The organism is Mycobacterium avium subsp. avium (assembly GCF_009741445.1).
Lineage (GTDB): Bacteria > Actinomycetota > Actinomycetes > Mycobacteriales > Mycobacteriaceae > Mycobacterium > Mycobacterium avium.
The window spans coordinates 698,824-720,743 of the sequence record NZ_CP046507.1 but is presented as its reverse complement, the minus strand read 5'-3'; the positions used below and the strand labels follow the sequence as shown (position 1 = coordinate 720,743).

Annotated in this window: 25 protein-coding genes and 1 pseudogene; 12 read left to right on the top strand and 14 right to left on the bottom strand. The window is 67.5% G+C overall.

The annotated features are described in order from the left end of the window. Window positions 1-48: 48 nt before the first annotated feature. A complete protein-coding gene (gene pgm / locus MAA44156_RS03620) occupies window positions 49-1,692 on the bottom strand; it encodes a phosphoglucomutase (alpha-D-glucose-1,6-bisphosphate-dependent) (protein WP_009978383.1) in 1,644 nt (547 codons plus the stop codon). 101 nt (window positions 1,693-1,793) lie between these two features. Between pgm and crcB (MAA44156_RS03615) the strand changes: the two are divergent. Both crcB (MAA44156_RS03615) and crcB (MAA44156_RS03610) read left to right on the top strand, forming a co-directional pair. Further along, window positions 1,794-2,189 (top strand): annotated as a pseudogene (gene crcB / locus MAA44156_RS03615) (fluoride efflux transporter CrcB); the annotation flags it as partial. Then, the gene (gene crcB, locus MAA44156_RS03610) at window positions 2,189-2,557 is read left to right on the top strand and encodes a fluoride efflux transporter CrcB (protein WP_029248568.1); all 369 of its coding nucleotides are present in this window, start codon (window positions 2,189-2,191) and stop codon (window positions 2,555-2,557) included. The pseudogene crcB (MAA44156_RS03615) and the gene crcB (MAA44156_RS03610), both read left to right, overlap by 1 nt. 10 nt (window positions 2,558-2,567) lie before the next feature. Here the strand turns inward: crcB (MAA44156_RS03610) and MAA44156_RS03605 are convergent, their stop codons facing one another. Together MAA44156_RS03605 and MAA44156_RS03600 are read right to left on the bottom strand one after the other, a co-directional pair. Continuing rightward, on the bottom strand, window positions 2,568-3,194 hold the full coding sequence (locus MAA44156_RS03605; protein WP_009978387.1) for a GNAT family N-acetyltransferase: 627 nt from the start codon (window positions 3,192-3,194) through the stop codon (window positions 2,568-2,570). 21 nt (window positions 3,195-3,215) lie between these two features. Beyond that, complete coding sequence (locus MAA44156_RS03600; protein WP_009978389.1) at window positions 3,216-3,572, bottom strand: DUF488 domain-containing protein; 357 nt, start codon at window positions 3,570-3,572, stop codon at window positions 3,216-3,218. A gap of 53 nt (window positions 3,573-3,625) precedes the next feature. On the opposite strand from MAA44156_RS03600, the gene MAA44156_RS03595 reads away from it, so the two are divergent. Beyond that, window positions 3,626-4,900, top strand: a complete 1,275-nt coding sequence (locus MAA44156_RS03595; protein WP_065371003.1) for an HNH endonuclease — start codon at window positions 3,626-3,628, stop codon at window positions 4,898-4,900. 4 nt (window positions 4,901-4,904) lie between these two features. On the opposite strand, the gene MAA44156_RS03590 is transcribed toward MAA44156_RS03595, so the two are convergent. Next, complete coding sequence (locus MAA44156_RS03590) at window positions 4,905-5,825, bottom strand: HpcH/HpaI aldolase/citrate lyase family protein (protein WP_009978392.1); 921 nt, start codon at window positions 5,823-5,825, stop codon at window positions 4,905-4,907. 282 nt (window positions 5,826-6,107) lie between these two features. On the opposite strand from MAA44156_RS03590, the gene MAA44156_RS03585 reads away from it, so the two are divergent. Next, on the top strand, window positions 6,108-6,671 hold the full coding sequence (locus MAA44156_RS03585) for a hemerythrin domain-containing protein (RefSeq protein ID WP_009978394.1): 564 nt from the start codon (window positions 6,108-6,110) through the stop codon (window positions 6,669-6,671). Window positions 6,672-6,707: 36 nt separating this feature from the next. Next, window positions 6,708-8,183, top strand: coding sequence for a protein adenylyltransferase SelO (locus MAA44156_RS03580; RefSeq protein ID WP_009978395.1), 1,476 nt, complete (start codon window positions 6,708-6,710; stop codon window positions 8,181-8,183). A 7-nt stretch (window positions 8,184-8,190) separates the two neighbouring features. Here MAA44156_RS03580 and MAA44156_RS03575 read toward each other — a convergent pair whose 3' ends face one another. Genes MAA44156_RS03575 through MAA44156_RS03565 form a run of 3 tightly spaced genes read right to left on the bottom strand, consistent with a single transcriptional unit; the run spans window position 8,191 to window position 9,540 of the window. Further along, complete coding sequence (locus tag MAA44156_RS03575; protein ID WP_009978397.1) at window positions 8,191-8,598, bottom strand: DUF4267 domain-containing protein; 408 nt, start codon at window positions 8,596-8,598, stop codon at window positions 8,191-8,193. 58 nt (window positions 8,599-8,656) lie between these two features. Continuing rightward, window positions 8,657-8,929: a hypothetical protein gene (locus tag MAA44156_RS03570; RefSeq protein WP_009978398.1), complete on the bottom strand. Its 273-nt coding sequence runs from the start codon at window positions 8,927-8,929 to the stop codon at window positions 8,657-8,659. A 14-nt stretch (window positions 8,930-8,943) separates the two neighbouring features. Then, entirely contained in the window at window positions 8,944-9,540 is a 597-nt protein-coding gene (locus MAA44156_RS03565) for a TetR/AcrR family transcriptional regulator (protein ID WP_009978399.1), read from the bottom strand. Window positions 9,541-9,637: 97 nt separating this feature from the next. Here MAA44156_RS03565 and MAA44156_RS03560 point away from each other — a divergent pair, with 97 nt between their 5' ends. Beyond that, window positions 9,638-10,642, top strand: a complete 1,005-nt coding sequence (locus MAA44156_RS03560; RefSeq protein WP_009978401.1) for an oxygenase MpaB family protein — start codon at window positions 9,638-9,640, stop codon at window positions 10,640-10,642. Window positions 10,643-10,651: 9 nt separating this feature from the next. Here MAA44156_RS03560 and MAA44156_RS03555 read toward each other — a convergent pair whose 3' ends face one another. After that, the gene (locus MAA44156_RS03555; protein WP_033715299.1) at window positions 10,652-10,984 is read right to left on the bottom strand and encodes a DUF732 domain-containing protein; all 333 of its coding nucleotides are present in this window, start codon (window positions 10,982-10,984) and stop codon (window positions 10,652-10,654) included. A gap of 69 nt (window positions 10,985-11,053) precedes the next feature. On the opposite strand from MAA44156_RS03555, the gene MAA44156_RS03550 reads away from it, so the two are divergent. Continuing rightward, window positions 11,054-12,499 carry a phospholipase D-like domain-containing protein gene (locus MAA44156_RS03550; RefSeq protein ID WP_009978404.1) on the top strand — a complete coding sequence of 482 codons (1,446 nt, stop codon included), beginning with the start codon at window positions 11,054-11,056 and terminating at the stop codon, window positions 12,497-12,499. Between the two features lie 79 nt (window positions 12,500-12,578). Further along, window positions 12,579-13,442: a phytanoyl-CoA dioxygenase family protein gene (locus MAA44156_RS03545; RefSeq protein WP_009978405.1), complete on the top strand. Its 864-nt coding sequence runs from the start codon at window positions 12,579-12,581 to the stop codon at window positions 13,440-13,442. A 17-nt stretch (window positions 13,443-13,459) separates the two neighbouring features. Here MAA44156_RS03545 and MAA44156_RS03540 read toward each other — a convergent pair whose 3' ends face one another. Continuing rightward, a complete protein-coding gene (locus MAA44156_RS03540; protein WP_033716585.1) occupies window positions 13,460-14,953 on the bottom strand; it encodes a serine hydrolase domain-containing protein in 1,494 nt (497 codons plus the stop codon). Window positions 14,954-14,972: 19 nt separating this feature from the next. Here MAA44156_RS03540 and MAA44156_RS03535 point away from each other — a divergent pair, with 19 nt between their 5' ends. The 3 genes from MAA44156_RS03535 to MAA44156_RS03525 are packed head-to-tail and all read left to right on the top strand — an operon-like array spanning window position 14,973 to window position 17,366. Beyond that, window positions 14,973-15,656 carry a M15 family metallopeptidase gene (locus MAA44156_RS03535; protein ID WP_009978407.1) on the top strand — a complete coding sequence of 228 codons (684 nt, stop codon included), beginning with the start codon at window positions 14,973-14,975 and terminating at the stop codon, window positions 15,654-15,656. A 26-nt stretch (window positions 15,657-15,682) separates the two neighbouring features. After that, the gene (locus MAA44156_RS03530) at window positions 15,683-16,189 is read left to right on the top strand and encodes a DUF2505 domain-containing protein (protein ID WP_009978409.1); all 507 of its coding nucleotides are present in this window, start codon (window positions 15,683-15,685) and stop codon (window positions 16,187-16,189) included. Between the two features lie 10 nt (window positions 16,190-16,199). Further along, window positions 16,200-17,366: a glycosyltransferase gene (locus MAA44156_RS03525; RefSeq protein WP_023879605.1), complete on the top strand. Its 1,167-nt coding sequence runs from the start codon at window positions 16,200-16,202 to the stop codon at window positions 17,364-17,366. 4 nt (window positions 17,367-17,370) lie between these two features. Here the strand turns inward: MAA44156_RS03525 and MAA44156_RS03520 are convergent, their stop codons facing one another. From MAA44156_RS03520 to MAA44156_RS03510, 3 genes are all read right to left on the bottom strand, one after another. Next, window positions 17,371-18,096, bottom strand: coding sequence for a class I SAM-dependent methyltransferase (locus tag MAA44156_RS03520; RefSeq protein WP_009978413.1), 726 nt, complete (start codon window positions 18,094-18,096; stop codon window positions 17,371-17,373). 209 nt (window positions 18,097-18,305) lie between these two features. Further along, on the bottom strand, window positions 18,306-18,554 hold the full coding sequence (locus MAA44156_RS03515; RefSeq protein ID WP_128971798.1) for a hypothetical protein: 249 nt from the start codon (window positions 18,552-18,554) through the stop codon (window positions 18,306-18,308). Between the two features lie 141 nt (window positions 18,555-18,695). Beyond that, a complete protein-coding gene (locus MAA44156_RS03510; protein ID WP_009978415.1) occupies window positions 18,696-19,031 on the bottom strand; it encodes an Imm63 family immunity protein in 336 nt (111 codons plus the stop codon). A gap of 661 nt (window positions 19,032-19,692) precedes the next feature. Between MAA44156_RS03510 and MAA44156_RS03505 the strand changes: the two genes are divergently transcribed. After that, window positions 19,693-19,881: a hypothetical protein gene (locus MAA44156_RS03505; RefSeq protein ID WP_023879604.1), complete on the top strand. Its 189-nt coding sequence runs from the start codon at window positions 19,693-19,695 to the stop codon at window positions 19,879-19,881. Window positions 19,882-20,673: 792 nt separating this feature from the next. Here MAA44156_RS03505 and MAA44156_RS03500 read toward each other — a convergent pair. Together MAA44156_RS03500 and MAA44156_RS03495 are read right to left on the bottom strand one after the other, a co-directional pair. Next, entirely contained in the window at window positions 20,674-20,970 is a 297-nt protein-coding gene (locus MAA44156_RS03500) for a hypothetical protein (RefSeq protein WP_227974623.1), read from the bottom strand. Window positions 20,971-20,993: 23 nt separating this feature from the next. Next, the gene (locus MAA44156_RS03495; RefSeq protein ID WP_227974654.1) at window positions 20,994-21,887 is read right to left on the bottom strand and encodes a phage major capsid protein; all 894 of its coding nucleotides are present in this window, start codon (window positions 21,885-21,887) and stop codon (window positions 20,994-20,996) included. Window positions 21,888-21,920: the final 33 nt, after the last annotated feature.

Sequence of the window (21,920 nt, the reverse complement as noted above, 5' to 3'; positions counted from 1 at the left end):
CAGGACGCGGCGCACGCTCCCCCAAGCGCGCAGGACGGAGGGAAAAAGTCACCCGATGACTTTATTAACCACCTCGCGCGCGGTTTCCTGCACCTCGGCCAAATGCTGCGGCCCGTTGAAGGATTCGGCATAAATCTTGTAGACGTCCTCGGTGCCGGACGGCCGCGCGGCAAACCAGGCATTGGCCGTCGTCACCTTCAATCCACCCAGCGGGGCGCCATTGCCCGGCGCCGCGGTCAGCTTCGCGGTGATCGGCTCCCCGGCCAACTCGGTCGCGGTCACCTGCTCGGCGGAGAGCTTCGACAACCGGGCCTTCTGGTCGCGGTCGGCGGGCGCGTCGACCCGCGCGTAGCACGGCGTCCCGTACTGCGCGGTGAGCCGCTGATAACGCTGGGACGGAGTCGATCCGGTGACCGCCAGGATCTCCGAGGCCAGCAACGCCAGGATGATGCCGTCCTTGTCGGTGGTCCACACCGAGCCGTCGCGCCGCAGGAACGACGCCCCGGCCGACTCCTCGCCGCCGAATCCGAGGGTGCCGCCGATCAGTCCGTCGACGAACCACTTGAAGCCGACGGGCACTTCGATCAGCTTGCGGCCGAGGCCGGCCACCACCCGGTCGATCATCGACGAGCTCACCGCGGTCTTGCCGACGGCGATGCCGCCCGGCCAGGACGGCCGCTGGGTGTAGAGGTATTCGATGGCCACGGCCAGGTAGTGGTTCGGGTTCAGCAGGCCCCCGTCGGGGGTGACGATGCCGTGCCGGTCGGAGTCGGCGTCGTTGCCGGTGGCGATCTGGAAGCGGCCGGGGTCGGCGGTCACCGTCCGGATCAGGCCCGCCATCGCATCCGGCGAGCTGCAGTCCATCCGGATCTTGCCGTCGTGGTCGAGCGTCATGAACCGCCACGTCGCGTCGACCAGCGGATTGACCACGGTCAGGTCCAGGTTGTGCCGCTCGGCGATCTCGCCCCAGTAGTCCACGCTCGCCCCGCCCAGCGGGTCGGCGCCGATCCGCACGCCGGCCGACCGGATGGCGTCGATGTCGACCACGTTGGGCAGGTCGTCCACGTAGTTGCCGAGGTAGTCGTGGCGTTGCGCGGCCCGCCGGGCCCGGGCCAGCGGCACCCGCTTGACGCCGGCGCCGTCGCGCAGAATCTCGTTGGCGCGCTTGGCAATTGCGTTGGTGACGTCCGAGTCGGCGGGCCCGCCGTTGGGCGGGTTGTATTTGAAGCCGCCATCCGAGGGCGGGTTGTGCGAGGGCGTGACGACGATGCCGTCGGCCAGCGCCTCGGTGCGGCCGCGGTTGTAGCTCAGGATGGCGTGGCTGACCGCCGGGGTGGGCGTATAGCGGTCGCGGGAGTCGATCATGGCGACGACGTCGTTCGCGGCCAGCACCTCCAGCGCCGATACCCAGGCCGGCTCCGACAGGCCGTGCGTGTCCCGGCCGATGAACAACGGGCCGGAAATGCCGTGCGCGGCGCGGTACTCGACGATGGCCTGGGTGATCGCCAGGATGTGCGCCTCGTTGAACGCCCCGGCCAGCGCCGAACCTCGATGACCCGACGTGCCGAACGCCACCTGCTGGGCGACGTCGCCGGGATCGGGCTGAATCGAGTAATAGGCCGTCACCAGGTGGGGCAGGTCGACAAGGTCTTCGGGTTGGGCCGGCTGACCGGCGCGAGAGTTGGCCACCATGATTTCCAATTCTGCCCGTCTCCGTGTCGCCCCGGCGGCGCCGGTGTTGCGAGCCCCCATACGCTGCATAGCGCAGCGGCGAACGAAGGGAATTCACGCCAGTGGCGCAACACGACTACCGCGAGTTGGCCGCGGTGTTCGCCGGCGGGGCGCTGGGTTCGCTGGCCCGCGCCGCGCTGAGCGCGCTGGCGGCGGGCGACCCGGCGAGCTGGCCGTGGCCGACGTTCACGGTCAACATCGTCGGCGCCTTCCTGGTGGGTTACTTCACCACCCGGTTGCTGGAGCGATTGCCGACGTCGAGCTACCGGCGCCCGCTGCTGGGCACCGGATTCTGTGGCGGACTCACCACGTTCTCCACGATGCAGGTCGAGACGCTGACCATGCTCGAACACCACCACTGGGGCCTGGCGGCCGGCTACACCCTGACCAGCATCGCGGCCGGGTTGTTGGCCGTGCACCTGGCCACCAAACTGGTGCGCCGGGTCCGGGTGCGCCGATGGCGACGGTCGCGGTCTGGGTCGGCGTCGCGCTCATCGGCGGCGTCGGATCGGTGCTGCGGTTCGTCGTCGACGGTGCGGTGGCGCGCCGGGCATCGCGGCCGTTTCCGCTCGGCACCCTCGTCGTGAACCTCAGCGGCGCAGCGCTTCTCGGCTTCCTGGGTGGCCTGGCGCTGAGCAGGGAGGCGGCGCTGTTGGCCGGCACCGCGTTCGTCGGCGCCTACACCACCTTTTCGACCTGGATGCTGGAGACGCAGCGCCTGGGCGAGGAGCGTCAGCTGCGCGCGGCGCTGGCCAACATCGTGGTCAGCGTCGTGCTCGGTGGGGCGGCGGCGTTCATCGGACAGCAGCTGGCCCAGTTGGTGTGAGCGCGCGCCGTCAGGCGTCGCGGCGCCGGGGCACGTCGTCGGGGGTCCGTGGCAGCACGTAGAGCGCCATGCGCCGGTTCGCCATGTCATGCTCGCCGAGAAACGTGCACCCGCCACGTTCACAGAACCTGCGCGCCAACACATTACGGTGGTCGGGATCGAACATGATCCGCCGGCAGCGCGGATCGAGCGAAAACAGGCTGACCACCAGATGCGGCAGCAGATAGCTGACGTGGCCGCGCTCGATGTGGTCCAGATCCGCCACCGCGACGTGCAACCCCAGATCATGCGGGTGGTGCTCATATCGAGTGGCGATGGAATCCTTTGCCGCCCGGTACAATTCGAGATACGCGCGGTCCACCCCGTCCAGCGTGGCTATCAGCGGGCGAGAGAACTCTCCGTCCAGCTGGGCCCGCAGATAACGCCGCCACCGGGCCAGCGGCCAGTTGGACTCCCATGCCTGCACCAGATGCGGGCGGCTCATCCACTCGCACACCGTCTCCGCGTCGGCATCGGGGTCGACGACCCGCAACCCGTAGGGCTGCGGCAATGCCGGAACGGGCGGCGCCGGGACACCGCGAATCGCCTCGGGAAGATCGGTCAACTCCCGCGGCAGAATGGGCTCGACGCCGCTCATCCGCCCGACCGTTGCCCGTGCTCAGCCGCTTTTCAGCAGCTCGGCCAGCACGGCCGCCTGGCTGATGTCCAGGTCGCGGGTCGCGGTGACCAGGGTGACCGAGCCGCGCTTGGCGAGCGCGCGCAGCTCGTCGAGCGCCGGGTTGCCCCGCAGTTCGCTCTTGTATCGCGACGTGAATTCGTCGAACCGCTCCGGTTCGTGGTGGTACCACTCGCGCAGCTGCTTGGACGGTGCGACGTCCTTGCACCAGATGCCCACCCGCGGATCGTCCTTGCGCACGCCACGCGGCCAGATCCGATCGACCAGCACACGCTGTCCCTCGTCGGGACCGACCTTGTCATAGACCCGCGCCACCTGGATCCGCCTGCCGGCGCTCACCCATCCAGGCTAGCGACGGGCGGGCGTCAGCGGAACCTGCTAAGATCGAACACGTGTTCGAATCACGGATGGCGGTCGACCCGGCGGCCGGCGAATCGGCGCTGATAGAGCGCATCTCCGAGCTGGAGACGCTCAAGTGCGCCGCCGCCGCGGCCCAGGCCCGGGCGGCGGCCGCACTGGACGCGGCGCGCCGAGCGGCCGAAGCGGCCGCCGGGGTGCCCGCCGCGCGCCGCGGACGCGGGGTGGCCAGCGAGGTCGCGCTGGCGCGGCGGGATTCGCCGGCGCGCGGCGGTCGGCATCTGGGCTTCGCCAAGGCACTGGTGCACGAAATGCCGCACACGCTGGCGGCGCTGGAGTGCGGGGCGCTCTCCGAATGGCGGGCCACACTGATCGTGCGCGAGAGCGCCTGCCTGGACGCCGAGGACCGTCGCGCCCTGGATGCGGAGCTGTGCGCCGACCCGGCGGGCCTGAGCGGCATGGGCGACGCGCGGGTGGCCGCGGCCGCCAAGGCGATCGCCTACCGGCTCGATCCGCATGCCGTCGTGGAGCGGGCGGCCAAGGCGGAGAACGACCGCACGGTCACCATCCGGCCCGCGCCCGACACGATGACGTACCTGACCGCGTTATTGCCCGTGGCCCAAGGGGTTTCGGTGTATGCCGCGCTGCGCCGCGAGGCCGACACCCGCGGCGACGGGCGCCCGCGCGGACAGGTCATGGCCGACACCCTGGTGGAAAGGGTCACCGGCCGCCGCGCGACGGTGCCCACCCCGGTCGCGGTCAACCTGGTGCTGTCCGACGAAACGCTGCTCGGCGGTGCGGATGCGCCGGGCGAGATCAGTGGCTACGGCCCGATTCCCGCGGCGGTCGCCCGCCGCATGGTCGCCAACGCGGCCGCCGACCCGAGGTCGCGGGCCACCCTGCGCCGGCTCTACGCGCACCCGCGGGCCGGGGCGCTGGTGGCCATGGAGTCGCGGGCGCGCCTGTTCCCGCAGGGGCTGGCGCGGTTCATCGGGCTACGCGATCAGCGCTGCCGCACCCCGTACTGCGACGCGCCGATCCGGCACCGCGACCACGCACAGCCGTGGGCCGACGGCGGCGCGACCAGCGCGGGCAACGGCCTGGGGCTATGCGAGCACTGCAACTACGTCAAGGAAACCGCCGGCTGGACGGTGAGCGCCGGCGTTGACGAAACCCACATCCACACAGCGCTTTTCACGACGCCCACCGGCCAGACCTACCGGTCGACGGCCCCGCCGCGGGCTCCCGCGATCACGATGAGCAAGGTCGAAGTCCGCGTCGCCGTCGCGTTCGCACGACATGCCGCCTGACGCCTCAGTAGTGGTAGGTGTCCGACGGCGCGGGTGAGTGGTCGCGTTCTTCCTCGTCGATGTCCAGCGCCTCGATGCCGTACGCGCGAGCCAGCTCGAGGATCTTGGTGGCCCGGGCGATGCGGGGCAGGTCGGAGCCGTTGCGGATCTCTCCCCCGTCACGCTCGAACTCGGCGAAAAACTCTTTCGCCCAAGCTATTTCGTCCTGCGACGGCGACAGGCCCTCGTTGACGACGGAACATTGGTCCGGGGTCAGGCAGATCTTGCCGGTCATCCCGAATTGGGTGGACACCGCGGTGGCCTCGATCAGCTTCAGCGGATTGGAGCCGATGGTCGGCCCGTCGATCGCACTGGGCAGGTCGGCGGCCTTGGAGGCGATGGTGAAGCGGGAACGAGTGTAGGCGAGCGTGGCCGGGTCCTCCCCGAAACCGGTGTCGCGGCGGAAGTCACCGATGCCGAAGGCGAGCCGGAAGGTGCCCTTGGTGGCGGCGATCTCGGTGATGCGCTCCAGGCCCCGGGCCGTTTCGACCAGGGCGACGATCGGCACGTCGGGCAGCCGCTTCGCCGTCTCGGTGACGTGATCGACCGATTCGACCATCGCCAGCATCACCCCGCCGACCGGTGTGCCGGCCAGGGCGGTCAGGTCATCCGCCCACCAGGGCGTGCCGAACCCGTTGATGCGCACCCAGTCGACGTTGCCGGCGCGCAGCCAGCTCACCACGTTGTCGCGGGCGGCGTTCTTGTCCTTGGGCGCGACGGCGTCCTCGATGTCGAAGACCACGATGTCAGCGCGGGAGTCCACCGCGGACTGGAAACGGTCGGGATGCGTGCCGTTGACCAGGAGCCAACTCCGGGCCAGGACCGGGTCGATGCGAGAGCCGATGTCGTCGGGCTCGGCGGCGCTGCTGTTGACCTGTTCGTACATTTCGGCTGATCTGTCGTCTCTGTGTGTTCCGGACGGGCGTGTTGTCCCTAACCGTAGCGAGTATCCCGGACCCGTGGTTTCGGTTACCCTGCCCAGTCGCCACTCGAGGTCACTTATGGCAGCGCACCACGAGCCGCCAAGACCGCCGCCAAGGATGAAACCGGCTGTGCAGCAACGCGATACGCGCCACCGTTTAGCGACTCGGCCGGCGGGTATGCCTGGGCCAGCCGCACGCAGCCCGAACGTGCGTATCCCACTCTGCCGACACAGGAGGTATCGGCGATGGCCGACATGATTGTCAAATCGCCCGACGAAGTCGTCGCGTTCCTGAAAGCACAGCACAACCTCATCGAGGACATGTTCGACCAGGTGCTGCACGCGACCGATCCCAAAGCGCGCGAAGAGCCCTTCGCGACGCTGCGCCAATTGCTGGCGGTGCACGAAACCGCCGAGGAAATGCTCGTGCATCCGCGGGCACGCAAGGAAGCCGACGCCGGCGACGCGGTCGTCGACGCCCGCTTGCACGAAGAGCACAGCGCCAAGGAACTGCTGTCGGCGATCGAAAAGCTGGACAGCACCACGGACCAGTTCCTCGACGAGGTGACGAAGTTGCGAGAAGCCGTGCTCGAACACGCCACCCGGGAGGAAAACGAGGAATTCCCGGCCCTGCAGCGCCTCGACAGCGACGACCTCAAGCGGATGGGCACCGCGGTGCGCGCCGCCGAGGCCATCGCCCCGACCCACCCGCATCCCGGTGTGGAATCGGCGACGCTGAATTTCGCGGTCGGCCCGTTCGCCTCGATGCTCGATCGCGCCCGCGACCTGATCGGCCGGGCCATCGGTTAGCCCGGGGCCGACCCGAGTTTCCGTACCCTCGGTGAGATGAGCGTCGCACCGGAGACCACCGTTGCCCTGCAGGACCGGTTTTTCCGCGAATTACCGGAACTGGCGGTCCGCTGGCAGGCCGAGACCTTCCCCGAGCTGCGGCTGCTGGTGCTCAACGAACCCCTGGCCACCCAGCTTGGCCTCGACACCGGCTGGTTGCGCGGTCCCGACGGGCTGCGGTTCCTGACCGGAAACCTGGTGCCCACCGGCGCCGCCCCGGTCGCCCAGGCCTACTCCGGGCATCAGTTCGGCGGCTTCGTCCCCCGGCTCGGCGACGGGCGCGCCCTGCTGCTCGGTGAGCTGGTCGACGACGAGGGTCGGCTGCGTGACATCCACCTCAAGGGATCCGGTGCGACGCCGTTCGCCCGGGGTGGCGACGGGCTGGCCGCGGTGGGCCCGATGCTGCGCGAATACGTCGTCAGCGAGGCGATGCACGCGCTGGGCGTGCCGGCCACCCGATCGCTGGCCGTGGTCGGCACCGGGCGCCCGGTGTACCGGGAGGCCACGCTGCCGGGCGCGGTTCTGGCCCGAGTGGCCGGCAGTCACCTGCGGGTGGGCAGCTTCCAATACGCCGCCGCGACCGGCAACAGGGACCTGCTGCGCCGGCTGGCCGACCACGCGATCGCCCGCCACCATCCCGGCGCCGCGGACGCCGAGCAGCCCTACCTGGCCCTGTTCGAGGCCGTCGTCGCGGCCCAGGCGTCGCTGATCGCCCAGTGGATGCTGATCGGGTTCGTGCACGGCGTGATGAACACCGACAACATGACCATCTCCGGGGAAACGATCGACTACGGGCCGTGCGCGTTCATGGAGGCCTACGACCCCGACACGGTGTTCAGCTCCATCGATTTCTGGGGCCGCTACGCCTACGGCAACCAGCCGGTCGTCGCCGGATGGAACCTCGCCCGCTTCGCCGAGACCCTGCTGCCGCTGTTCTCGGAGAACACCGAGGAGGCGATCGCGCTCGCCGAGCGGTCGTTCGGCGTCTTCCAGACCCGTTATGACGCGGTGTGGGCCGCCGGGATGCGGGCCAAACTCGGCCTGCCCGCGCAGGTCGACGCGGAATTCGCGGCGGCGTTGATCGACGAACTGCTGGCCCTGCTCAAGGCCAACCACGTCGACTACACGTCCTTCTTCCGCCAGCTCGGCCGGGCGGCGCGCGGCGACGACAGGTCGGCCGCCGAACCGGCCCGCGAAATGTTCATGGACCTGCCCGGCTTCGACGCGTGGTTGGCGCGCTGGCGGGCGCTGAGTCCCGACGCCGACGCGATGGATCGCGTCAACCCGATCTACATTCCGCGCAACCATCTGGTCGAGGAGGCGCTCGCCGCGGCGACCGATGGCGACCTCGACCCGCTCGACCAACTGCTCGCCGCGGTGACGGCGCCCTACACCGAACGCCCGGGCTTCGAGCGCTACGCCAGCCCCGCCCCCGAGGATTTCGGAAAGTACCAAACCTTCTGCGGCACTTGAGGTTACGTTAGCCGGTTTCTTCGGCCACGACCCGGGCTGGCCGGCGCATGGCCGGGCGTACCGCGCCCCACAACCCGGTGGCGATCCCGACGGCGGCCCCGCCCAGGCCGATGATCTTCTGCGACGCCTGCAGCTGGTCGTGCACGCTCAGCCCGCCGACCAGGTCGGACACGTCCGCGCCGGCGGAGGCCAGGAACCAGCCGCGGGTGTTCTTGCCGCGCAGGGCCGACCCGGCGAGCAGCGCACCGATCAACGCGTCGCGATAACCCATGGACCGCAACAACAGTCGCGCGGTGGGCGTCGGCTCCTCGGGATCGCCCCACAACTTGTTGGCGCGCAGCGGATCGACGAGGAAGGAGACGCCGGAGGCCAGCCGGATGGTGCCCGCAAGGAGGCCGAATCGGTCGATGGACATGGTGTGTCAGCCTAGGAGCAAACGGTGCCGTCGCGCACGTGTTCGGAGCGAAAGTCGGCTACGGCGCCGGGCACGCGTCGGCGATTTGCAGCGACGCCGGCCACAACGCCGTGGCCACCCCGAAGGCCGCGACGTCGGCGCCGGCGGGCCACACCGCCTCGATCCGCGCCTGGATTCGGTGGGACTGATCGGCGTGAAAAACGGTCCACGCGAAGCCGATACACAGGTAGGGGATCGCCAGCCACACCGCCAACTCGATGAGCGCGCCGACGCTGATCTGGTGTCGCAGCACGCGCCGCACCGGGTCCATCGCATTGTCGATCCGCGCCATGACCGCACTCCCCGCTACCGCAGCACCAGCTTCGAAGCGTAATCGACGACGGCGTCGAGATCACCGCCCAAATGACCGGCCAGCCACTGCTGGGCAAGCTCGGCCATGGCGCCGGTGTACATGGCCGCGGCCACCTCGGCGGCCACCGGATCGGAGCGCGGATTCAGACGCCAGCCCTCGCTCAGCACCCCCTGGCGCAACATGTCCTGGGTGGCGCGGCGCCGGGCTGCCAGCACCGGGTTGGTGCGGGCATCGGTGAACAGCACCCGGCCGCGGCGCGGATCGGCCGAGGAGAAGCCCAGCACCGCCGCGATGCCGGCCCGGGTCCGGGCGCGCAGCGAATCCCCGGCCTGCTCGATGGCGGCCGCGATCACTTCTTCGAGTTGCTCGCTGACCCGGTCGTAGACCGCGCCGAGCAGGTCGTCGGTATCGCGGAAGCTTTCGTAGAAGTACCGGGTGTTCAACCCGCACTCCCGGCACACCGAGCGCACCGAGACGGCCGCCTCTCCCTCGCTGCCGAACAGCCGATACGCGGCCTCGACCAGCAGCGCACGTCGCTCGGCGCGGCGGTCCTTGAGCGGTACACCGGCCCACCGGCTGGGGCTGGACATCCCTACAGCCTAAGTCGACATCGCCCCGGTCTTGTCACACCTGTAGCCAGAAACATATTCTGGTCACAGCCGTGACCAAAGTTTGAGGGAGTGCGCTGTGTTCCTGCCACACCAGATCATCGGGCAGCTGATCAACAAGCAGTTGGACGACAACATGCGGCGGTATTTCTTCCGCGGCATGGAGTTCGCGGCGCCCGTTGGCGATCCGGGCTGGTTCGGTCCGGACAGCGCCGTGTGGCGGGTGCATTCGCACCTGCCGGCCTTGATCTTCGGCCTGCAGTGTGCGGCCTTCATGGAAACCCTCGACCCGTCGATCTACTGGATGGGCATGCATCACTCGCGACTGATCAAGCGGGACAGCAACGGCAACCCGGTGTCCCACGTGCCGGTCATCGATCCCGAGGGTGCGGCGACCCGGCTGGGCCACTCGGTGGCGTTCTTCATCGGCACCGCCTACGGGTCGACCGAAACCGCCGAACGGCTGGCGAAATCCGTGCGGGCGATGCACCACACCATCAAGGGCACTCGCCCGGACGGGGCCCGCTACGACGCCGACGATCCCGTATGGCTGCGCTGGAACTACGCGACGGTCGTCTGGGGCATCGCCACCGCGCACGAGCTGTATCACCCAATGCCGTTGCGCGGCAAGGCACTCGACCGCTATTACGGCGAGTTCGTCCGCGTCGGGCACGCGCTGGGAGGCACCGATCTGCCCGCCACCAAGGCCGAGACACTCGAGTGCCTGGAATCCTACTTGCCGAAACTGGCTGTCACGCATGGCAAAGCGATGGGCACGGGCCCCAACGTGGCCATGCCGCAGGCCGCCGTCGACTGGGCCATCCGCGACACCATGCCGAAATGGGCCAAGCAGATGTTGCAGCACCGCGACTGCAACATCATCGAGCGCACCGCCCGTCGCAGTGCGGTGTGGGCGATCATCAACGGCATCCATGCCGCGTCGGGCCCGGCCCCCGAGTTCCGGCAGGCTCAGGCCCGGGTCAGGGGTGGCACCACCGTCCCGCACACGGTGCCGAGCTACGTGCTGGGCACCGACCAGGTGCGCAGCCGCGCCGAGGTCGAGCGCAGCTTCCAATCGGTGTAGCGCCGGCAGCTAGCCCGGCCCGACCCGCTGCCCCAGATGCTGGGGACAGTAGGCACTGGCCGCAATCATGGTGAACTGGGCGGCGCCGTCCACCGTGAACCCCGGATTGCTCGACGACACGTTCTTGATGACCTCGACCTGAGGGCTGCCCTGGTCCATCAGCTCGCACGCCCGTTTGCCCACTTCAATGGCGGTCGCCGGGTTCTGGTAGGTGATGCCGGCCTGGTTGAGCGCGGCCAGGAAGCTGGCGTCGGATCCCGTGGTGCCGGCCGGATCGGCGTGCGCCGGCGCGGCCATCCCGGCCAGCACGGCGAAGCCGGCGAGCAGCGCAAGCATTCGCATCGCTTCATCCTCGTACAGACGGGCCGCCGACGCATCCCGGCCCCCGGCTGGGGTGTGGTACACAGTCGTATGCCCGCGCTGCTGACCCCCGGCCAGACGTGCTGGCGCACGGCGCGCGCCGATCGGTTCGCCGCCATCATCGACGCGGCCGACTACTTCCGGCACGTCAAGGCGGCGATGCTGCGCGCCCGCCATCGAATCATGCTGGTCGGCTGGGACTTCGACTCCCGCGTGACCTTCGAACGCGGCGACAAGACACTGCCCGGCCCAAACCAGTTGGGCGCCTTCCTTTTCTGGATGGTGCGCAAACGCCCCGCCCTGCAGATCCACCTGCTGAAGTCCAACCTGCGCCTGCTTCCGGCGCTCGACGGACTGTGGTTCGGGCTCACCCCGGTGTCGCTGCTGAACCAGATCAGCAGCAGGCGAATGCACTTCGCCATCGACGGCGCCCACCCGGTCGGCTCGGTGCATCATCAGAAGATCGTCGTCGTCGACGACGCGGTGGCGTTCTGCGGCGGTATCGATCTGACCCTCGACCGGTGGGACACCCGCGCGCACGAGCACACCAGCCGGCGCCGCCGCACGGCCGGGCGCGGCTACGGGCCGCGGCACGACGTCGGGGTGGCGGTCGACGGCGCGGCGGCACGGGCCCTCGGCGAGCAAGCCCGCACCCGGTGGCAGACCGCCACCAAGCAATCGCTGTCACCGGTCACCGCCAAACACAGCGCGTGGCCCAGCAAGCTGCGGCCGACCCTGCACAACGTCGACGTCGGAATCGCGCTCACGCTGCCGGATCTCGACGATCGGCCCGAGGTGCGCCAGGTCGAGGCGCTCAACCTGGCCGCCATCGCGGCAGCCCGCGACACCATCTATGTGGAAAACCAATACCTGGCGTCGCGAACCATTGCCCAGGCGCTGGCGCAGCGGCTGCGCGAGGAACACGGCCCGCAGATCGTCATCGTGCTCGCGCGCAAAGGCAACAACCCGCTGGAACGCGGAACCATGGACAGCGCGCGCCACCGCCTGATCCGACTGCTGTGGGACGCCGACGAGCACCATCGCCTCGGTGTCTACTGGCCGGTGACCGACGGCGGTGCGCCGATCTACATCCACTCGAAGGTGCTGGCGGTCGACGATCGGCTGTTGCGCATCGGCTCGTCGAATTTCAACAACCGGTCGATGGGGTTCGACAGCGAATGCGACGTGGCCATCGAGGCGCGCGGCTCGCAGCACGACGACGTGCGGCGCGAAATCACCTCGGTGCGAAACGAATTGGTGGCCGAGCATCTCGGTGTACCGGTCGCCACCCTGCAGGAGGCGATCGCCGATCGCGGGTCGCTGCTGGCCGCGGTCGAGGAACTTCGCGGCGACGGCAAGACGTTGCGGCCGTTCACCGAGCGCACCGTGGCCAACGAGGCCGGCCCGCTGGCCGAAAACGAGCTGATGGACCCCGACCACGTTCCCCGGTCGCTGACGCGCAGCGTGCAGCGGCTCATCACCGGCCGGCGGGGCTGACCCGCGGCGATTCGGGTGGGGGTCGGGCCGAACCCGGCCTACTGTGGACAGCAGCGCCGGCGGACTAAGGACGAGCAACATGAGCATCGACGACGAATCCGTGACCACGCTGGAGGACCTCAGGGGCGATCTGGCGCAACGGTACAAGCGGACGCCGACCGGCGGGAGTTCGGTGGACAGCGCGATCGTCGGGACCGACATGGCCGCACTCGACCGCGACGGCTACGTCATCTGGGAGAACCTGCTCAGCACCGAGCAGTGCGCGCAGATTCGCGAGACCGTGCGGCCCTGGCTCGGGCACACCGGGCGCAACTCGTTCGAGGGCCGGCGCACCCAGCGCGTCTACAGCGTGCTGAGCCGCACCCGAGTGTGTGATCGGCTGGTCGACCATGCCCGGGTGCTCGCGGTGCTCGACCGGTTGCTGATGCCCAACTATCTGCTTTCGGCGTTGCAGGCCATCAACATTCAGCCCGGCGAGGCCGCGCAGCTGGCGCACCACGACGACGGCTTCTACCCGGTTCCGCGGCCGCGGGCCCCGTTGGCGGCGGCCACCATCTGGGCGATCGACGAGTTCACCGCCGACAACGGCGCCACCGTGCTCTACCCGGGCAGCCACCGCTGGGGCAAGCGCCGGCCGGGCCCGGACGACGAGGCGATACCCGTCGTGATGCCCGCCGGTTCTTGCGTCTTGTTCGTCGGGACGTTGTGGCACGGCGGCGGCGCCAACACCACCGACCGCGATCGCCTCGCCGTCACCGCCCAGTACTGCCAACCGTGGCTGCGGCCGATGGAGGCCTTCACCCTGTCGGTGCCGCGCGACATCGCGCGGACGGTCTCCGACGACATTCGCCGCATGCTGGGCTACAGCATCCACCCGCCGTTCGTCGGCGCGGTCGACGGCCTGCATCCATTGCGGCTGCTTGAAATGGAGCCGGACGCATAGCTTTTGGGTCTTCAGCGCTACGGCGGGGCGGCGCCGTAAAGGTGTAGGGCCCGGGCGGCGGCGGTGGCCACGTCACCGCGCAGATTCGAGATCGGCGGGCTGCCCCGCAGGTGGATCGAGTTGGACAGCAGGATCACGTAGGTGTCCGAGCCCGGGTCCATCCACAGCGTGGTTCCGGTGAATCCGGTGTTGCCGAAGCTGCCGATGGGAAAGACGCGTCCCCGCGGCCTGGAGTAGCCGGTGTCGATGTCCCAGCCGAACCCGAACAGGTTCTGCCCCTTGATCGCCGGATAGTTCGGCGTGCCTGACCGGGCGGCACGGTTGGCCGCTTCCAGTTGTCGGGGGTCATGGCCCGGTTGCTGCGGGGTCGTCATCAGCTCGACAGTGTCCTGCTGCAGTGGAAAGTCACTCGGGCGCCCGGCCAGCCGATCCAGCAGGGCCTGCGCATAGACGCCGACGTCGTGCGCCGTGGAGAACACGCCGGCGTTGCCGGCCACGCCGCCCATCCGGCGGGCCGTCGGGTCGTGCACCGTACCCCGCAGCAGGGCATAGTAATCCGGGTTCTTGCTCGGGTCGTCCCTGCTTTCCTCGTCACGTGCAGTCGGCGCGATGCGCGGCAAAAGTGTTGTGCGCCAAGTCCATTCGTGGTACTCCGTCGTCGGCTCGCCGTTCGGCGCCCAGGCGATCGCGGCTCCCCGGATGATATGCGGGCCGCACGCCTTGGCCGGCGGAAGATACCGGGTGTCGTGCATGCCGAGCGGCCCGAACACGTGGTGCTGCACGTAGTCGTCCTCGTCCTCGCCGGTGATCTTCTCGAGCAGCGCGCCGAGCAGCAGGTAATTGATGTCGGAGTAGCGGAACTCCCCGGCGGGTGCCGACTGTAGCGGCGTGGTGAGCGCGCGATGGATGCCCTCTGCCTTGTCGGGTCCAGCCAGCCCCCACGGATCCCGCAGGCTGACGTCGATGCCCTCTCCCGAGGTGTTCGTCAGCAGCATGCGAATCGTGACCTTCGCGCGCTGGGGATCGTTCGTGGTGTTGAAGTCGGGCAGATACTTCTGCACGGGATCGTCGAACGCGACCTTGCCCTGTTCGTAAAGCTGCATCACCGCCACCGCGGTGGCCAGGCACTTGGTCAGCGACGCCAGGTCGAAGATCGTGTCCTCGGTCATCGGCTCCGCGGGTGCGGGCGCCCCGTCCAGCCCGGGTTCGCCGGCGAGCTTGCGCGACCCGTACGCCTGGTGGAAGACCACCTTGCCGCCGTGGCCGACCATCACCACGGCGCCCGGCAGCCCGCGCGCGGCGATCGCGTCGTTCACCAGCTTGGAGATGGTTGTGAAATCTTCTGCGGGAGAAGTCGATTCGGGAACCAGCGACGCATGTGGCGTCATCGACGCCGGCGGGGCCTCGCTCGGCGAGGTATGCACCACACGGCCGGTCGAGGAAGCCGCCACCAGAGTGAGCAAGATGGTTGCCAGGACCAGGACATTTCGCACCGATGGGTGACCGGGCATGAGGCAAGCGTAGGTCGCGGTGGGCGCGGCAGCACAGGGCGGAAACAAGCGCGCGGGCGCACCGTCGCTGCTGCCCGGCGGACGCTGGGCGGCGGTGCTGGCGGGCGCGGTCATGCTGGCGCAGTGCACCGCTTCGTCGGCCGCCGCCGACCCGACGGTCCGGCCGGTGACCGCCGCCGAACTGGGCGCGAGCTGGCACCCGGGCTGCCCGGTGGAACCCGGGCAACTGCGACGGGTCGACGTCGACCACATCGGTTTCGACGGCCAAACCCACCGGGGCGAGCTGATCGTGCACCAAGACCTGGCGCCGCAGGTCGTCACGATCTTCGCTCGGCTGTACCGGCTGGGCTTTCCCATCGAGAAGATCCGCACGGTCGATCACTACCGCGACGCCGACGACGAGCTGTCCATGGAGGACGACAACACCTCGGCGTTCAATTGCCGGGGCATTCCGGGCAGCGACCGCTGGTCGCAGCATGCCTACGGCCGGGCGATCGACCTCAACCCGCGTCTCAACCCGTGCCTGTACCCCACCGGCGCCTTCCAACCGCAGAACGCCGAGGACTTTCTGGACCGCGACCGCACCGACCCGGGCCTGCTGCACGACGGCGACCCGGCCGTGCGCGCCTTCACCGACAGCGGGTGGCGCTGGGGTGGACAGTGGACGGCGCCCGTCGACTACCAGCATTTCGAGCGGCCCTGAAGCAGCCTCGGTAGCCTGGGTTCGATATGTCGCGCTCCATTGACGTCTCGACCGAGTCGCCCGCCAGCGTCGAGCAGATCCACGCGGCGTTCGGTCGCGAGGACTATTGGCTGGCACGGATCGCTCCCGCCGCCGCCACTACCACGTTGGACTCGCTGGTGGTCGACGGCGACGGCACGGTGACGGTGCGCGTCACCCAGCACCTCGGTCGTCAGTTGTTGCCGGGCGCGGTGGCCAAATTCGTTCGCGGTGACGTCAAGATCGTGCAGACCGAGACGTGGCGACGGGACGGTGACGGCCAGGTGCGCGGCCAGGTCGACGTCTCGGCGTCGGGCGGATTGGGGTCGGGTCGCGCGGAAAGCTGGCTGGAGCCGGCCGAAGACGGGGGCTCGCGATTGCGTTCCGCCGTGCGCGTCGAGGTCAAAATCCCTTTGGTGGGCCACAAACTCGAGAAGACCATCGGAGCCGATCTGGCCAAGGGCATTCCCGAGATGCTGCGCTTCACCACCACCTGGATCGACGAGAACGCGTGACGCCCCGGCAATGAGATTTGCACTCGCGACCATGGGAACCCGCGGGGATGTCGAGCCGTTCGCCACGATCGGCCGGGAGCTCCAGCGCCGGGGTCACGAGGTACGGATGGCGGTGCCGCCCAACTACATTCGCTTCGTCGAGTCGGCGGGGCTTTCCGCGGTTCCCCACGGCCCGGACCAGGTCAAGCAGAACGAGGACATCGTCCGCAAATACGGCACTGCGCCGAACCCGATGTTTCTGGCGTGGGTGATTTCGGAGGATCTCAAGCGGCTCTGGCCCTCATTGGGCACCGCGCTGACGTCGCTGGCCGACGGGGCCGACTTGCTGTTGACCGACACCAGCGAGCACGGCCTGGCCGCCAATGTCGCTGAGTACTACGACATTCCGGCGGCCACACTGCACTATTACCCCAGCGGTGGGGCCGCGCAGTTGACCCAGGAAGCCGAATCCGCCCAGCGCCGGGCGCTGGGCCTGTCGGGGCCGACCGCACCGGCGGCGCGACGCCCGATGGAGCTGCAGGCCTATGACGAATTCTTCTTTCCCGGGCTGGCGGCCGAATGGGCGCAATGCGAGGTCCGACGCCCTTTCGTCGGTGCGCTGACGCTGGCGTTGCCGACCGAGGCCGACGACGAGGTGCTGTCCTGGATCGCTGCGGGGACGCCGCCGATCTACTTCGGCTTCGGCAGCAGCGCGCGGGTCGCATCGCCGGGTGATGTGATCGCAATGATCAGCGCGGCGTGCGCCGAGCTGGGCCAGCGGGCGCTGATTTGCAGCGGCGTCAGCGATCTCACCCAGATCCCGACCGGCGACCACGTCAAGGCGGTGAGCGCGGTGAACCACTCGACCGTGTTTCCCGCGTGCCGCGCGGTCGTCCACCACGGCGGTCCCGGCACCACGTTCGCGGGGATCCGGGCGGGAGTGCCCAGCCTGGTGCTCGCCGTCTCGGTCGACCAACCGTTGTGGGCCGCGGTGATCAACCAGCTGGAAGTCGGCATCGGACGGTATTTCTCGGAGACGACCCCGGATTCGCTGGTGGCGGATCTGCGGTCGGTCCTCGATCCCCGTTACGTCGCCCGTACCCGTGCGGTGGCCGCGCGGATGAGAACACCCGCCGAAAGCGCGTCGGCAGCGGCCGATGTCTTGGAAGACGCAGCGCGCCAAGGTTCTTGCGGCTGACCGCTCAGCGATCGAGGGGGCGAAGCTGCGCCTCGGAGATGCTCCGATAGGAGGGGAACTCGAAGTCGGGGAAGGCGCAGATGTCACCGCGACCACGGACCTGTTCCAACCAGTAATGCTGGTCGGCGGGCGACGCGCAGGCGTAGAGCTTCATGTACGTCGCCGCGAACGGGAACAAGACACCGTTGCCGACAGCCTGCCAGACGGCCGCGGCGACGCCGGGGGTTTCGACGCCCCGGTAATCGTCCAGCACGACCACTCCCCGGTCGGCCGTGTGTCTCACGGCCAGCTCGATGTCATGGGCGACGCACGGGTAGGCGTGGCAGCCGTCGATGTGGGCCAGGCGCAGGGCGCGCTCTCCCAGGTCGAGCTGCGATGATTCGCAGACCTCGATGATCGGCCGGCGAGTGTGGAAGCGGTCCCAGTTGGCCAGGAACTGCTGTTGGTCCAAGCCCGAGTATTGGTCGCGTGAGCTCGGCGACCCGTGGGTGTGGTCCACCACCGCTTCGAACAAATCGCAGATCACCAGTTCTTCGTCGTCGCGGAGACCGTAGCCCATCAGGATGGCCGACTTGCCTTGGTAGGTGCCGATTTCCAGCATGTCGCCGCTGATCCCCTCGGCCGTCTGGCGAGCGAGCAGATGACTGAAGAGCTCGACGTCGGCCTCGAAGAACCAGCCGTCGACCTTGTCCACCTTCTCGGCATAGGCGGTCCACAGGGGATCCGTCATGACCCGCTCCTGCGCATGAACTCCTCCGCGGCGATCGGCAGGCCGAGCATATCGACATCGACTTGCCGGGCGACCCGCGGCTGGAAGTGGTGCGTGAGGACACCGTGTGCGGTGCGCAGCCGCTTCCGGATGAGACGCGCTGTCGCGAAGCACCTGCCGGCGGATCCGTCATGGCGAATCAGCCAGGCCGGCAACGTGATTCGAGGAGCTCAGATATTTGGTCCACCCATTCCTAAGACGCCTTGGTGCGCGACGGGAAAGTATTTTTGGATGCGATCTCGGACGGACTCAAGCCACTGATGCGTTGCCGGAAAATCGACCGTTCGGCTGTCGCTCATGATTTCGTCAAGCGAAACACCTTGCCTGATGGCAAAACGGGGAAGATATTGCCACTTCCCGGAACGATCGTACAAACCGATCACATTCGCAGCATCCAATGGCGCGATCTTTCCGTCCATGCACATCCACGTCGCCGTACTCGTCTGGCTGGAATCCAAGCTGGATCAACAGAGGTTCCACAACGGCACGGACCCCATTCAAGAACTCTTCTCTCATTTTCGTCCATCGGTCGCACGTACCCAACTTGCTGGTAGCGAGTGTCAGAGCGGTTCACCAATGTCGGGGAGCAAGGAAATATCTTCTGGCTGACCATATCTGCGAAATAACTCCGCCGTCTCCCGGACATTTCTTTTTGCCCATTCGCTATTCAAGGCGCTTAGCACCTGGTACTCGTATTTGAAGCGTTCCGCGCGATCGCCCACCGATTTGGCCGCTTGGCCCGTGACCACGCTCTGGGTGTACCAGTACAGCAGGTCGTCGAGATTGCCCACGCGGTCGAAGCCAAGTTGTCCGCGTTCGTAGAAGGTGAAGTGATAAGAACCGTCATCGGCGACATAAACGTTCAGGCCGTCGTTGGTTCGCAAGCCGACGAGCATAGGGCGGACCCCTAGCTTTTCTGATAGCTGGTCGATCTCAGTTTGAAGTTGCGCAGATCTATCGTCCAAGGCGCGGTCCGTATCTCGCGTAAGTTTCAGCAGCCCCAGCGGCCTGGAAACCGACGGCCGGGGAACCACCTCGGACGGTGCCCTTGATGCACGCGTCGGCGGGCGCAGTGTTCAAGTGGTGGAGCTGCCGGGAATCGAACCCGCGTATAAAGCGACTGAACTGCGAAAACGGTGAACGCTCCGCCATGGCTCGACATGGGAAAACGTGGCTGAGCAGGGAAATGTGCTGACCGCCGTCAGCACGGCACCCGCTCGTTTCCGATCCAGGTCGCCCCGAAAGCTTTAAGCTGCCCTCAGCGGACCTTCACCACTACCACAATATGTTGTGGTGCACACATTCGGGGTGCTGCTCAGTTGTAGGACACGCGCAAACTTTGGGTTCGGCATCTTGTCGGCACTAGCACCCATACTGGACGTGCAGAACACCCCGCATCGGCGCGGTGTTGAGCGCCGATGCGGAGTGCGGTAGTGCGCGTAGGAAACGCCTACTGTAATCCACTTGGCCGCTCCGTCAACCCACGACGCGCGCTCTCCCCTAGCGGAGACTCCCAAGCTGCACGGGAGAGCGTCTGAGAAAAGGAGATTAGCCAAGATGGCTAAGAACCAGAACCTGAAACCAGGAGATCGCACTCCCAAATCGGGTCAGTATCCGGTCATCGGGCCGCGTGGCGGCAAGACTGGTCGGGAGGTCACGTCTGTCGAGGGAAGGCCGTTACCGCCGACCCAGAAACCTGGCGAAAGCTACGGCAAGCCGGACGTGACCAAGCACAAGAAGCCGTGAACTTTTAACGCGTTCGCGACAGGGGCGCCCGTGGCCTACTTGGCCACGGGCGCTTTCTGTTCTCGACGCTGGGGCCGCCAAGCGATTCGGTACACGCAACGCAATGCGATTCGATTCGCAACGTATTACGTTGTACCGCAACATTTTTAGGCGCGTCGATGGTTGACCGCCCGGACCCGATGTCCGTACTGTCGTGCGCCAAGGGGGCCGACGACAGGAGACGACTCGTGATCGACCTAGACGCCATCCCCGCGCCCGCGCCCGACTGCACCGACTGGCGCCAGTCGCCTAACGGCGTAAGCCAGTACCGATGGTTTGACGGGCGGCATGGTCTTCAGGTCGCGTATTGCGATGGCCGCGTGATGATCCTGGACCTGCGGTAATTTTCCGGGATCGCAGAAAGTTGCTGGTCAGGATCACTTTGTCGGCTCCGCCAAGGCGATAGCCAGCGACCGTTGGGGGCGCCGCGAAGATTTTTTAGGCAGTGCGCCGGGCGGTGTCTTCGTCCACCACCCGGCGCCAAGGCCGCACTTGAAGCATCGACGGCTAACAACTAAATCCGCCACGCGACCCGCCCCGGATAAATGACTCACAAACCCGGTTGACCCGTTTTGTGAGCGTCCGGCAGGTGCACCCGCGTGTTGCGGAGGCGACTTCCCCCTTTGCGGGTTTTGCGCCACGGATGCCCTTGCCGCTTTTGCCGCACAGTTCCTTGCTATGCGACAAGACCTAAAATGTATGCTGACCAGCAATTTTACGCGATCCCGTAAGTTTCCGGCGGTCCGAAAACTGTCAGCAGGCGCGTACGCGGTACCTGTTAAGCGCCGCCAGCTCGGCCACCGACCAGCCGTCAAACCCGGCCCGGTATTGCACGCTGAACGGACCCATTTCGTCGGCCGCGACGATCTGGGACGGCTCCGCCAGTAACCGCGCTGACGCGGTGAGGATTACGGCTCGAATGTCATCGTTCGGCACGCCGGCCATGAATCCCACCGCGCGGGTGTACGCGGAAGCCATAGCGGTGACGATGCCGAGCACGGCCGTAGCCTGCTCAGCGTTCACGTCATCGCGTCCCAGCAGCGCCGACAAGTCGTTTACTGTCGGCGCCCCCATTAGCTGCCGACTTCGGTCAGAACCGTGACCGCCTGCGGGTGCAGTAGCCCCACGTCGTAGCGGGTCACGACCCGGATGCCAACGCTGTCGTAGTCGCCCCAGGTCTGATCAAGAATCTTGACCTCGGCGTCAACGTCTCGCGCCACGGCAACGAGCGAGAAGTCGACCAGCGCCACGCGGGCCTTGGTCGACACGGCCGGAATGTTGTCGGTGATGATCACCGGCAGGCCGAGCAGCCGGAAAGCGGTGCCGTTCTGGATCGTTGACGGGTCGAAAATGTATCGCTTGTCGTCGGTGCCGACCTTGAGCTTGCGCAGCGCCGAGAAGCTTGCGGAAGTCATCACCCAATGTGTCGGGTTGACCTTATTGCCCTGAGCGGTCGCCAGCCCGTCAATAAGGCTGTCGGCGTCGGTCAGCTCGAGCGTTCCGGTAGCGATACCCGTCTGCTGAAAGATGCCCTTAACGGTGTTGCTTGTTCCGGTGCCGTCGTACAGCGCGGCGTCGAGCGCCTGCGCAACATTCGTCACCAGCGTGCTTTGCAGGGTCGCGTTCAGCGGAACGACCGACTGACGCACCATCTCATTGCTAAATCGGACCAGCAACTTCAGTGACTTCAGCGTGGACGGCAGTAGGTCAATCTCGTCAAAGCTCACGCTGCGGTCCGAGATTTGGGCACCCTCGCCCACAAAGCCAGCAGACACGCCCGACGCAATTCGCGGAATGCGAAGCGGATTGGGGGTGTCAAAGATGCGGGGGCCGGCCGCTAGGAAAGTGCTCTGCTGGGCAAGCGGCTGTACCAATAGGTCGGCCACTTGCGACTGTAGTAGCGCAGCGTTGCCGCTGGTTACTTGAATTGCCATTTTTCTGTTTTCCTTATTAAGTTGTTTATTCAGTTATACCCGCCGCCGGGACGGGTTAGAGCAAGT

Bases quoted from the DNA above. Each gene is read 5' to 3' on its own strand.
- MAA44156_RS03575 (WP_009978397.1), bottom strand. From the start codon at position 8,598: ATGTCCATCGACCGATTCGGCCTCCTTGCGGGCACCATCCGGCTGGCC.
- MAA44156_RS03565 (WP_009978399.1), bottom strand. From the start codon at position 9,540: ATGTCCAGCCCCAGCCGGTGGGCCGGTGTACCGCTCAAGGACCGCCGC.
- MAA44156_RS03505 (WP_023879604.1), top strand. From the start codon at position 19,693: ATGGCTAAGAACCAGAACCTGAAACCAGGAGATCGCACTCCCAAATCG.
- MAA44156_RS03590 (WP_009978392.1), bottom strand. From the start codon at position 5,825: ATGTACGAACAGGTCAACAGCAGCGCCGCCGAGCCCGACGACATCGGC.
- MAA44156_RS03520 (WP_009978413.1), bottom strand. From the start codon at position 18,096: ATGACGGATCCCCTGTGGACCGCCTATGCCGAGAAGGTGGACAAGGTC.
- MAA44156_RS03515 (WP_128971798.1), bottom strand. From the start codon at position 18,554: ATGGACGGAAAGATCGCGCCATTGGATGCTGCGAATGTGATCGGTTTG.
- MAA44156_RS03510 (WP_009978415.1), bottom strand. From the start codon at position 19,031: ATGCTCGTCGGCTTGCGAACCAACGACGGCCTGAACGTTTATGTCGCC.
- pgm (WP_009978383.1), bottom strand. From the start codon at position 1,692: ATGGTGGCCAACTCTCGCGCCGGTCAGCCGGCCCAACCCGAAGACCTT.
- MAA44156_RS03570 (WP_009978398.1), bottom strand. From the start codon at position 8,929: ATGGCGCGGATCGACAATGCGATGGACCCGGTGCGGCGCGTGCTGCGA.
- MAA44156_RS03545 (WP_009978405.1), top strand. From the start codon at position 12,579: ATGAGCATCGACGACGAATCCGTGACCACGCTGGAGGACCTCAGGGGC.
- MAA44156_RS03525 (WP_023879605.1), top strand. From the start codon at position 16,200: ATGAGATTTGCACTCGCGACCATGGGAACCCGCGGGGATGTCGAGCCG.
- MAA44156_RS03540 (WP_033716585.1), bottom strand. From the start codon at position 14,953: ATGCCCGGTCACCCATCGGTGCGAAATGTCCTGGTCCTGGCAACCATC.
- MAA44156_RS03550 (WP_009978404.1), top strand. From the start codon at position 11,054: ATGCCCGCGCTGCTGACCCCCGGCCAGACGTGCTGGCGCACGGCGCGC.
- MAA44156_RS03585 (WP_009978394.1), top strand. From the start codon at position 6,108: ATGGCCGACATGATTGTCAAATCGCCCGACGAAGTCGTCGCGTTCCTG.
- crcB (WP_029248568.1), top strand. From the start codon at position 2,189: ATGGCGACGGTCGCGGTCTGGGTCGGCGTCGCGCTCATCGGCGGCGTC.
- MAA44156_RS03605 (WP_009978387.1), bottom strand. From the start codon at position 3,194: ATGAGCGGCGTCGAGCCCATTCTGCCGCGGGAGTTGACCGATCTTCCC.
- MAA44156_RS03555 (WP_033715299.1), bottom strand. From the start codon at position 10,984: ATGCGAATGCTTGCGCTGCTCGCCGGCTTCGCCGTGCTGGCCGGGATG.
- MAA44156_RS03580 (WP_009978395.1), top strand. From the start codon at position 6,708: ATGAGCGTCGCACCGGAGACCACCGTTGCCCTGCAGGACCGGTTTTTC.
- MAA44156_RS03530 (WP_009978409.1), top strand. From the start codon at position 15,683: ATGTCGCGCTCCATTGACGTCTCGACCGAGTCGCCCGCCAGCGTCGAG.